The following is a 10,221-nucleotide window of genomic DNA, read 5'->3' as shown; positions in this document are numbered from 1 at the left end:
CCGCGACCCTGACGGGTTTTGAAAACATGCGCATGATCCGCCGCGGCCATTGCATCCAGCGGGAACGTCGAGCGACAGGCGAAATCCGGCTCGTCAATCAGCTCTTCGGTCTTGCTGCCTGAGTGTCCCGTTCGACGGGGTTCGTTATGCCGTTTTCAAGTTACTGCAACGGTGCCGTTCTTGGGTCCCGCGAAAGTGGCCGTCACGCTCCGGGACCATTGCCCACCTTCTGGGCCATGGGGACCTGATGCACGTTGCCAATATAGGTGTTCCAGNCCGCGAAAGTGGCCGTCACGCTCCGGGACCATTGCCCACCTTCTGGGCCATGGGGACCTGATGCACGTTGCCAATGTAGGTGTTCCAGCGACTGTCGCTCTCCCGATCCGGCTTGTCCTCGTCGAAGCATGTCCAGCTCGTCTCCAGCCAGCTGTCGTCTGGGAGCGCCTCAGAGGTTTTCATCCAATAGAGCTTCACATTTAGCCTCTCACATCATGAGCTTGCCGTGGTCTGCATTACTCCAGCACCACAAATCTTGCAGGGGCTTTGAGCAAGCATTCTTCTCGACATGGTCCTGAGCTTCACCTTTCGGCAACGGGCAGGAGTTGCTGGTATTTCCCACGGAGGATGTGGTAGCACTCGCAGGCCGCCTGCTGAAGGCGAGAGCCGTCATTTACCGTAATCCTTCCCCGCCCCTGATGGATCAATCTTCTGCCTTGGAGGGTGCGAAGGACATCGCTGACAGTCGAGCGCTGGACGCCAAGCATCTCGGCGAGAAACTCGTGTGTGAGAGGGATGTCGTCTCTGCCAGCCCGGTCACGCGTTGCAGAGATCCATCGGCAGGCGCGGGCTTCAACACCGTGAACGGCATTGCAGGCCGCAGATTGCAGGGTCAGAGCCATCAGCATCTCGGTGTAGCGAAGGATCATGTCCTGAATGCCAGGGCGGGCGCGGGCTGCCATCTGCAACCGAGTGGTCCCAATACGCGAGGCGGCACCGGGCATCTGCACGATGTAGCGCCCGAACGACTGAAGCGGGATGCCCGCAAACGCCAGTCCAACCAGACCTTCCCGGCCGAACGTGGCCATTTCCACCACCCGGCCGTCCTCCAACGGCCGGACAAGGGAGACAACAGCGGTATGAGGAAAGTAGGTATGTGAGAGGACCTCCCCCTCTTCAGCGAGAACTGTGCCCCGGGGTAGATCCACGTGTTCGAGGTAAGGTTCCAGCCACCTGCAATTGTCTGAGCTCAGGGTGGCCAGAAGCCGATTATCAGGACCATTCGCCATCAATGGACTTTTATGCTGGTTTGCAAGAAGCGGCTGGAACGGTATTCATTCCTCGCTGACGCGCTAAGTGCCGATATAGTAGCGTCTCGAGGAGAGCCGAACGGAGTTCGGTCGTTGATGATGCTCGTCGGATGTTCCCTAATGATGAGAGAGAGCATCAAGCGGAATTGCATGCACCGCTCGACCTTCAGCATCGACAATCTCCAGTCGCCATCCCTGCCACTCATCCGCGTTCGAGGGATCCTGGGCGCGAAGCTCCTCGACGGCTTCCATGGCCGAAATCACGGCTGCCTGGAGACTGGTTGCCTCGATGCCTTCCTCGTCGCGGATCATCGCGTCGCCATTGGTGAGGTTGAAGTAGTAGCGTGCTGACACCGACGGACTTGGCGCGGATATATCCGGAGAACTGACCGACGGGTCGGTTTCTCTCAGGCCTTCAGCGAGCGCCTGCTTGCCATTGCTAAAAGGGGTCATGGCTTCGATGCCTCACTGAATAGCCGGAAATGAGAGGCTTTTGAGATCCACCCAACCTGTGCAGGTTGGGATCTCGGGCACAAGATACGCACGGTCCCCATCCACCTTCTCAACTCGACAGGGATAGGTTCTCTTATCTCCTGGAGGACGGTACAACACCAAGCTCCCGGCTGAAATCACATCGCGCGAAACTGGTTCCAGGTTGGCCTTTGCGCTTGATTCGGGCTGCACGACCTCGCTTTGGCCAGGAGAGGTGTCCTGCTTGGCTGCCCGGGCGCGCTCAAGCGTAGCAATGGCAAGGCGGGCGCGGTCGCGGTAACGATCCATGACCAGTTTCAGAGGCCCGCGCTCCTGCCCTAAATGCCAGGAGACACCACCCGCTTTGGCAAGCTCGACAGCAACAGCCTCGACTTCATCGTCAGCCATACCCCACCCTCCCTGGAGAGAGTAAGGGTTATTGTCCTGTGCCGCAATGGAGGGAGCATAAGACGCGTCTAATTTTCCTGCTGTATTGCTTCCAACGTGGAGAGCTGCGCATGCCTTGATCGTTCCTTTACCGAGAGGATCCTCTTCTAATGGCGCAAGCGAGAGGTTTTCTCTCGAAACCCATCCGGTCCAAGCCCTTAGATGAGGCACCAAGTAGGCTTGGCCTTCCTCGATCCTTTCAACCCGGCACGGATAGGCTCTCCGCTCTCCGGGAGGGCGGTAGATCACGGTAGCGCCGGCGCGGATGGTATTGTCAGGAGTGGTCGCGCTTCTTGCAGGAATTGGCTGCGGTCCGGCTTCAGCGCTTTTGGTGGAGGCGGCACTTGCCTTTTGTGCTCGGTAGCGGTCGAGGGCAGGAATGGCCAAGTGAGCCCGGTCACGGTAACGGTCCGATACGACCCGTAGAAGTGAACCGTGCTGGCGGCCAGGGTACCAGGACAGGCCGCCGGCCTTTGCAAGCTCTTCGGCCACGACTTCAATCTCGTCCTCAGTCACATCAGGTTCTTTCAGTACTGAGCCAAGTAAGTTCGGACGCTCGCCGTTAGCAAAGAGGCACTCGGAACGAAGCAACTGACAATAATAAGTCTGACGTCGGGAGGGTTCCCTCTCGATCCCAAGTTTGATTTGCCCAGGCTTGCAGAGCCGCTCCATGGCCAAATTAGGGCTTGTCCTGGCCTCGTTCGCTATCATCGGCGGAGTTGTTGCAGAGCCTCTACTCCGGCCTTTGTGGCCCCCGCGCCTGACTGTGGCCCAGCGGTAGACACTCCATTGAGCCCGCTCCATCGCACATCCTGCCTTCTAACGTGGGTGGGATGCGGTTGCGCTATCCTACCTTCGGCACATCATCGCCCGGCAGTTCAGAGGGCTCGGGCGGTAGGTCAGGTGCATCGTCCGGTTCTGTCTCAGGGACTGGCGTGGGCATGTCAGGCTCTGGAAGAACAGGAATGTCAGGCTGCGGCGTATCAGGGTACGGGATATCAGACATAGTCGCCTTCCCTTCTCATTGAGTACCTGGAGGCGGCACGAAGGGCACGTCATCCGGAGAAGGATCGCCGTGATCAGGTGGGGTGCCGTCTTCTGGAACAGGATCAAGCTCTGGAAGCTCAGGTAGGGAAGTCGGCTCCGGCAATATAGGATCGTCTGGTTTCGGATCCCGTGGATCTGGGCTGCCAACCATTTCGCGCTCCATGGAAACTGTCTCAAAGGAAGCATTCACACGGGCGACAGTTCCCTGGATCTTAGGAGACCCAAAATAGAAACGCTCCAGCCGGGGAGGGGGCTATTCCTCGGCTGGAGCGCTGTGGTGCTTAGGTGCACTGCCACGGACTGATACACAACGCGCCCGTGGCTCTTGCATAGAACGGCTAAGGTTAAGGAACGGTTCCAGCGCTTAGATGACGTAGAAGTCCTTGTTCGTCATTCCAAGGTTCAATCGTGCCGAGAACAGCCATCAGCCCACTCGACGACGGGAGCGGATCATGAAACGCTTCAAGTCAGCCGGTCAGGCCCAGCGATTTCTCTCCATTCACGATCAGGTTGGAAACCTCTTGCGTCGCCCCGCTAACACCAACGCCGCCGCTCATCGTCAGTCCCGGGCTGAAGCAATTAAGATCTGGGCCGAGGTGACTGGCCTCGCGGCCGGCTTCTGATCTGTCGATCTCGGATGGGCTGACCCGTTTCAACCCGTCAAGTTGACGATGCCCGCTCACAACCTCAAACCCTTAGTCGGCAAGGGTGTGACGGCTTTCCTGTCTCTACAGGCCCGAGTTATGTTTTCTCTCGGGTAGCACCACGGGTAACAGCAGACAAACTTCGAGCAATCCGCGACAGCCCCGACTCACAATGTGCTGGATAGCCGAACGTCTGCAATCTCGGGACGAGCTAACCTTCACACAGCCGCACTGATGGGCCGGTCATAACCCGAAGCGGCCCTTCACCGACCGAGCTATGCAGGCTGTCGTTTGCCGAGCCCGAATAGGTGCTGCCCAACCCCGGCGAACCTCTCCAGGTAAAGATACAGGACAGGCGTGATGAAGAGGGTGAGCAACTGCGACACGATCAGGCCCCCAATCACGGCAATCCCGAGCGGCTGTCGCAACTCGGAGCCGGCGCCATGGCCAATAGCAATCGGAACGGCGCCGGCCAAAGCCACGGCGGTGGTCATCATAATCGGACGAAAGCGGATGAGGCAGGCCTCCCGGATTGCAGCGGACGGTGAGAGGCCTTCACGCTGACGGACAATCGCATGGTCCACCATCATGACGGCGTTCTTCTTGACGATCCCGAACAGCAACAGGATGCCGATCAGCCCCATGATGCTCAATTCCATCTGAAAGAGATGGAGGACTGCGACCGCTCCGATAACCGCGGCCGGAAGACCTGCCAGAATCGTGATTGGATGAACAAGACTCTCGTACAGCATGCCGAGGATGATGTAGATGGTCAGGAGGGCTGCCGCGAGCAGCAGTGGTTGATTGCGCACCATGTCCTGGAAGACGCGAGCTGTTCCGGCAAAGGCGGTCGTCACAGTGGCAGGAATGCCTTCTTCGAGCTTGAGAGCATTGATCCGGTTCACAGCCTCACCAAGCGCAATTCCAGCCGGTGTATCGAAGGAGATTGTCACGACGGGCCGCTGTCCCAGTTGGGCAATGGAGCGTGTGTGGGCCGTTCGCTCCATGGTGGCAAAGGCTGAGAGCGGGACCAGAACGCCGTTTGTCGACCGAATGGTCACAAGGTCGAGCGGGTCCATGGTCCGGGCGAGGCGAGGGTCAAACTCGATCAGAACCCGGTAGCTGTCCGCAGAGGCGTGGATCGTCGCCGCCTGCCGTGCGGCGAACCCGGTGTGCAGGGTTGAGCGCAACTGCTCGGATGTGATCCCGAGCTGGCGCGCCTTATCGTGGTCGATGCGAATAGTCGCCTGCAAGGCGGTCTCCTGCGCATCAGTTCTGACGCCGCTGAACATGGCGTCCTGGCTCATCTGGTGAGTGAGCCGCGCCGACCAGTGCTGCAGCTCGGCAATCGTCTGAGCTTGCACCATAAGCTGGTATGGGCTCCGGCCAGGCTGGCTTCCCATGCGAGCATTCTGGGCCGTCGTGACGAGGCTTTCGATTCCGGGCAACTGATCCAGATCCCGCCTCAGATCCGCCAGGACCTGTGCAAGGGGCGACCGCTCGGCCTTGGCTTTCAGCTCCACAAACAGGCGCCCCTCGTTGAGGCTCGTGGTACCTGTCGCGCCGATGTCTGAGACCACCTCGCCTACATGAGGGGAGGCACGCAGTACCTGCTCGACCTGACCCTGTAACTCGACCATGGCCGGGAACGCGACATCCTGGCGCGCGCGGGTCGAGATCATGATCTGTCCGATATCCTCCTGCGGCAGAAAGCCCTTTGGAATGGTTCGGAACAGCCAGCCGGAGGCGACAAGACTGATGAGGAACAGGATCAGCATTAACGGTCGGAACCGCAGGCTCATATCGAGGCAAACGCCATAGCAGCGTGTCAGCCCTGACATCACGCGATCCGCCAGATTGCGGCGGCTGGCTTCCTGCCGCCTCGCATAGGGCACGCGGGCAGCGAGCATGGGCGTGAGGCTTAAGGAGACCAGGGCGGAGATCGCCAGCGCGACCGAGACAGTGATGGCGAACGGGCTGAGGATGCGTCCGACCACTCCACCCATCAGAAGCAGCGGGATGAAAGCCGCGATGAGCGACACCGTGATCGATATCACCGTGAAGGCAACCTCCTTGGCTCCCTTCAGGGCTGCCGCGTGGGGCGGCGTTCCAGCCTCGATGTGGCGCACGATGTTGTCGGTCACCACGATAGCGTCATCAACCACGAGACCGACCGAGAGCGTCAGCGCCAGCAGGGTAATGTTGTCCAGGGACAAGCCGAGGGCGTACATGGCCGCAAAGGTGGCCGCAATCGATACCGGAATGGTGACGCTCGGAATTAGGGTCGTGGCAAGACGGCCAATGCCGAGAAAAAGGACTGCGCAGACAAAGCCGATGGTGAGTATCAGGGTGAAGGTGACATCCTCGATGGCTGTGCGGATCGAAAGAGAGCGGTCATTCATCGTGGTGAGGGCTACCCCGGGCCCGAGCTCCTCCTGGATGCGGGGCAGGGCTGACCGAACCTTGTCCACGACTTCTATTGTGCTGGCATCGGGCTGGCGCTGCACCGCCAACACCAGTGCGGGTGAGCCATTGTGCCAACTGGCGCGCTGATCGTCCTCAACGGAGTCGATCACTTTGGCGACGTCGCCCAAGCGAATGGGACGCCTCTGGCGGTTCATGATGATCATATCGCGCCAAGCCCGTGCGTCACCGAGCCGGGTCGACACGTCGATGGTCAACTGCTGGTCTGATCTCGTAAGGGTACCGGTGGGGGTATGAGCGTTGGCAGCGCGGACAGAGCGCTCCACCTCGTCCACGCCGATGCCACGGGCAGCAAGAGTCAGAGGATCAAGCTGGATGCGCACGGCATACTTCTGGCTGCCGGAGATCGTGACTTGGGCGACGCCAGCGTTTGCGGACAGGCGTGGTGAGATCATGGTTCGGGCGAACGCATCGAGCTGCCAGAGAGGATGCGTGTCGCTTCTCAGGATAATCAGCACGACCGGAGCGTCCGCCGGATTGAGCTTGCGGTAGACGGGCGGGCTTGCCATCTCAACAGGCAACTGGGGCTGCGCGCGGGCGATGGCAGCTTGGACATCTGTCGCTGCCAGATCGATGTCGCGCTCCAGCGCAAACTCCAGAGTAATCGAGGACGCGCCCTGGATGTTGGTCGCGCTGATCTCCCGAACGGACGGGATGGTCGAAAACTCCTTGATCAGGGGCGTCGAGACGGTGGTCGCGATAGCCTCGGGGCTGGCACCGGGCAGCGCGGTCGAGACGGAAATGGTGGGGATATCAATCCGGGGTAGGGCTGCGACGGGGAGATGCCGGTAGGCCACAAGCCCGGCGAACGTCAGAGCTGTGGTCAGCAGGAGTGTGGCAACGGGCCGTCTGATGAAGGGGGCCGAAACATTCATCGGCGCACAGGTCCGGCATCGGCAGTGCGAGAGCCCTGCGCCAGAGGTGCCGGGGCCACGGCTGTCTCCACAATCGAGCTGCCATGCCGCAGGCGAGCCTGGCCTTCAACCACCACGCGCTCGCCGGGAGTGAGGCCTTTGGCAATGACGGCCGTGTCATGGCTTGTGGCGAGGGGCTGAACCTGACGCACCTCGACGATGTCTCCCAGTCCGACGACGAAGACATGAGGGCCGCCACTTCCCGTCTGCAACGCGACGAGCGGAACGGCCGTTGCCTCGGGATGTGTGCCGAGCCTCGGTTCAACACGAACATACTGTCCCGGCCATAACCCGTTGTTGGCCTTCAAGACAGCCTTTGCCAAGATGGTGCCTGAACTGACGTCGACCGACGAGTCGATGAATGTCAGCTCCGCCTCCGCCGAGATTTGACGATCCTGACCGGCGAGAACGTGCACACGGCCTTTGTTGTTGGGATCCGTAAGTGCCGCACGCAGCAACGGAAGATCGCGCTCCGGCAGGGAGAACGAAACCTGCAAGGGCGACATCCGCGTGATGGTGACCAGTCCATCCCCGGACAGATCGGAGCCGCGCACGACATGACCTTCGCCGCCCTGCACGACGCCGGCACGCCCGCTGATGGGAGCGGTGATCCTGGTGTGCCCGAGCCTAGTCCGCTCCATGGCAAGAGCCGCCTCGCTTGCCGCAACATTGGCGGCGGCGATGCTGACCTCGGCGGCGGCCTCTTCGGCCTGGGCCTGACTGGCAACGGAGCGGGCCAACAACTCCTGAGTTCGCCTGAGCGCAGCGTGCGCTTTGGCCAGCACGGCTCGGTCGCGGGCCAAGGCTGCCTCGCCGCGGGCGATCTGCGCCTGGAGCTCGCGATCATCGAGGCGGAATAGAAGATCTCCAGCTGCGACCTCCGCACCGTCATGGATGTGCTGCTCAACAATGGTGCCATCGATGCGGGCGCGTACGGTGACACGTGCGGTTGGTTCGATCCAGCCGATGCCGGTCCGGGTGATCGGCAATGCATTTGCGCTCACAGGAGCGGTGATGACGGCGACGGGGGGCGGGCTGTTTTGCAACCTAGAGGGCTGAACCGCTGCTGGAGGCTCGGAAGCCGGACTTGAGGTCCCCAGCAGTTTGAGAGCCGAGGTCCGAACTGCGGCCTGTCCCTCCGCTCCTGCCATCACATACCAGAGGGCTCCCGCAGACATGATCGTGACCAGGAGAAGAGCACCGCGGATCATTGGCTGCGCTCCATTCGCCACGCTGTCGGCCTGCGCTCCTGCGGTTCGAGCACCAACCCGCTGAACGGCAGGTCGAGCGCCTTCCAGGTCTCCACAAGAGCCTGCGTCAATGCCTCGATGTGGGCTTGGGTGTGCAAGGGGCCTGGGGTGATGCGCAGGCGCTCGGTGCCACGGGGCACGGTGGGGTAGTTGATCGGCTGGATATAGATGCCGTGCTGCTCCAGCAGGCGGTCCGAGGCCGCCTTGCAGGCTTCCGCATCCCCCACCATCACCGGCACGATATGCGTCGGCGTTGCCAGCATCGGCAACTCGGCGCGAATGAGAGCATCCTTGACCTGAGCCACCTGACCTTGCTGTCCCTGGCGCTCGGTCCGCGAGTCCTTGAGATAGCGCACGGACGCGGTCGCCGCCGCAGCCACGGCCGGAGGCAGGGCGGTGCTGAAGATGAAGCCCGGGGCATAGCTACGCACGGCATCGATGACTGAAGCCGCCCCTGCGATATACCCGCCCATGACCCCGAAGGCCTTGGCCAACGTGCCTTCGATCACGCCGATCCGGTGCATCACGCCAAGACGCTCCGCGAGACCTGCACCGCGCGGCCCGTACATGCCCACCGCATGGACCTCGTCGATGTAGGTCATGGCGCCGTATCGTTCGGCGAGGTCGCAGATCTGGCGGATGGGCGCCACGTCGCCGTCCATGGAATAGACGCTCTCGAACACAACCAGCTTGGGCCGTTCGCCCGCTGCCTTGAGCAGCTCCTCCAGATGATCGAGGTCGTTGTGGCGGAAGATCGCCTTGTCGCAGCCGGACTGGCGCACGCCCTCGATCATCGAGTTGTGGTTGAGCGCATCCGACAGGATCAGGCAGTTCGGGATCAGATTGGCAAGCGTCGAGATGCCGGTCTGGTTTGAGACGTAGCCGGAGGTGAAGACCAGGGCTGCTTCCTTGCCATGCAGGTCGGCCAGCTCGGCCTCCAGCTCGACGATCGGGTGGCTGTTGCCGGAAATGTTGCGGGTCCCGCCGGCGCCTGTCCCATGGCGAATGGCGGCTTGGGTCATGGCCTCGACGACGGAGGGATGCTGGCCCATGCCGAGATAATCGTTGGAGCACCAGACGGTCACTTCGCGCGGACCTTTCGGGGAATGCCAGATCGCCGAAGGGAAGCTCCCGGCGATGCGTTCCAAATCGACGAAGGAGCGGTAGCGCCGCTCCGCCTTCAGCCGTGCGATGGCGGCATCGAAATAGCCACTGTAGGTCCTGGCCGCGGGAGCCTTCCAGATCGGTTCAGGCGCGGGCTTGACGACCCTGAGTGGCGCAGGGCGGCGGGCCAGCAAGGCCGCAGCTGTCTCGCACCGGCCGTCCATCACGTAGGTTTCCGTGAGCTTCGCCCAGCATCGTGGAAACTGCGTATTGCCGTGACATTGCCTTTCCAGGACCATTGCAGCCTCCCCCGTGAGCCCTTGAGGCCCCAGTGCGTGGTCAACTCGAAGCCAGCTACGAGATCATTGTGACGGAGATGATGAAGCGTTCAATACGTACTGAGGTCCGAGGTCTGACCCGACTTAGGTCCAGGTGGGGCGCCGCAGCATGCAAGTCGGCGCAAAGCGGAGGAGGGGCAGATATCCAACTTCCATCCAAGTCCCCGACCTTACACGTAATTTAGTAGTGGGGTGGGCTCACTGCACCCCGGGGA

7 protein-coding genes and 1 pseudogene are annotated in these 10,221 nt (G+C 61.3%); 1 reads left to right on the top strand and 7 read right to left on the bottom strand.

Annotated features, from left to right (window positions below; genetic code table 11):
- Positions 1-291: 291 nt before the first annotated feature.
- The 4 genes from KHP60_RS22135 to KHP60_RS22120 form a co-directional block, all read right to left on the bottom strand.
- A complete protein-coding gene (locus KHP60_RS22135; protein WP_213566451.1) occupies positions 292-459 on the bottom strand; it encodes a hypothetical protein in 168 nt (55 codons plus the stop codon).
- A 119-nt stretch (positions 460-578) separates the two neighbouring features.
- On the bottom strand, positions 579-1,286 hold the full coding sequence (locus KHP60_RS22130; protein ID WP_213566450.1) for a Crp/Fnr family transcriptional regulator: 708 nt from the start codon (positions 1,284-1,286) through the stop codon (positions 579-581).
- A gap of 138 nt (positions 1,287-1,424) precedes the next feature.
- On the bottom strand, positions 1,425-1,760 hold the full coding sequence (locus KHP60_RS22125) for a DUF6894 family protein (protein WP_249689021.1): 336 nt from the start codon (positions 1,758-1,760) through the stop codon (positions 1,425-1,427).
- 12 nt (positions 1,761-1,772) lie between these two features.
- Positions 1,773-2,186, bottom strand: a complete 414-nt coding sequence (locus KHP60_RS22120) for a hypothetical protein (RefSeq protein WP_213566449.1) — start codon at positions 2,184-2,186, stop codon at positions 1,773-1,775.
- A gap of 1,490 nt (positions 2,187-3,676) precedes the next feature.
- On the opposite strand from KHP60_RS22120, the pseudogene KHP60_RS22115 reads away from it, so the two are divergent.
- Positions 3,677-3,895, top strand: a pseudogene (locus KHP60_RS22115) (IS6 family transposase); the annotation flags it as partial.
- 296 nt (positions 3,896-4,191) lie between these two features.
- Here the strand turns inward: KHP60_RS22115 and KHP60_RS22110 are convergent.
- Genes KHP60_RS22110 through hemA form a run of 3 tightly spaced genes read right to left on the bottom strand, consistent with a single transcriptional unit; the run spans position 4,192 to position 9,967 of the window.
- On the bottom strand, positions 4,192-7,275 hold the full coding sequence (locus KHP60_RS22110) for an efflux RND transporter permease subunit (RefSeq protein ID WP_213566448.1): 3,084 nt from the start codon (positions 7,273-7,275) through the stop codon (positions 4,192-4,194).
- Positions 7,272-8,525 carry an efflux RND transporter periplasmic adaptor subunit gene (locus tag KHP60_RS22105; RefSeq protein WP_213566447.1) on the bottom strand — a complete coding sequence of 418 codons (1,254 nt, stop codon included), beginning with the start codon at positions 8,523-8,525 and terminating at the stop codon, positions 7,272-7,274. Before KHP60_RS22105 ends, KHP60_RS22110 begins: the two co-directional genes overlap by 4 nt.
- Entirely contained in the window at positions 8,522-9,967 is a 1,446-nt protein-coding gene (hemA, locus tag KHP60_RS22100; RefSeq protein WP_249689018.1) for a 5-aminolevulinate synthase, read from the bottom strand. Before hemA ends, KHP60_RS22105 begins: the two co-directional genes overlap by 4 nt.
- Positions 9,968-10,221 lie beyond the last annotated feature (254 nt).

This window comes from Microvirga sp. 3-52 (assembly GCF_018383585.1).
In the GTDB taxonomy this organism is placed as follows: Bacteria; Pseudomonadota; Alphaproteobacteria; order Rhizobiales; family Beijerinckiaceae; genus Microvirga.
Note: the sequence above shows the minus strand (reverse complement) of the source record. Positions and strands in the feature narration are given on the sequence as shown.

What these genes read in the sequence shown, in the direction of transcription:
- KHP60_RS22135 (WP_213566451.1), bottom strand. Translation starts at nt 459, where the DNA reads ATGAAAACCTCTGAGGCGCTCCCAGACGACAGCTGGCTGGAGACGAGC.
- KHP60_RS22130 (WP_213566450.1), bottom strand. Translation starts at nt 1,286, where the DNA reads ATGGCGAATGGTCCTGATAATCGGCTTCTGGCCACCCTGAGCTCAGAC.
- KHP60_RS22125 (WP_249689021.1), bottom strand. Translation starts at nt 1,760, where the DNA reads ATGACCCCTTTTAGCAATGGCAAGCAGGCGCTCGCTGAAGGCCTGAGA.
- KHP60_RS22120 (WP_213566449.1), bottom strand. Translation starts at nt 2,186, where the DNA reads ATGGCTGACGATGAAGTCGAGGCTGTTGCTGTCGAGCTTGCCAAAGCG.
- KHP60_RS22110 (WP_213566448.1), bottom strand. Translation starts at nt 7,275, where the DNA reads ATGAATGTTTCGGCCCCCTTCATCAGACGGCCCGTTGCCACACTCCTG.
- KHP60_RS22105 (WP_213566447.1), bottom strand. Translation starts at nt 8,525, where the DNA reads ATGATCCGCGGTGCTCTTCTCCTGGTCACGATCATGTCTGCGGGAGCC.
- hemA (WP_249689018.1), bottom strand. Translation starts at nt 9,967, where the DNA reads ATGGTCCTGGAAAGGCAATGTCACGGCAATACGCAGTTTCCACGATGC.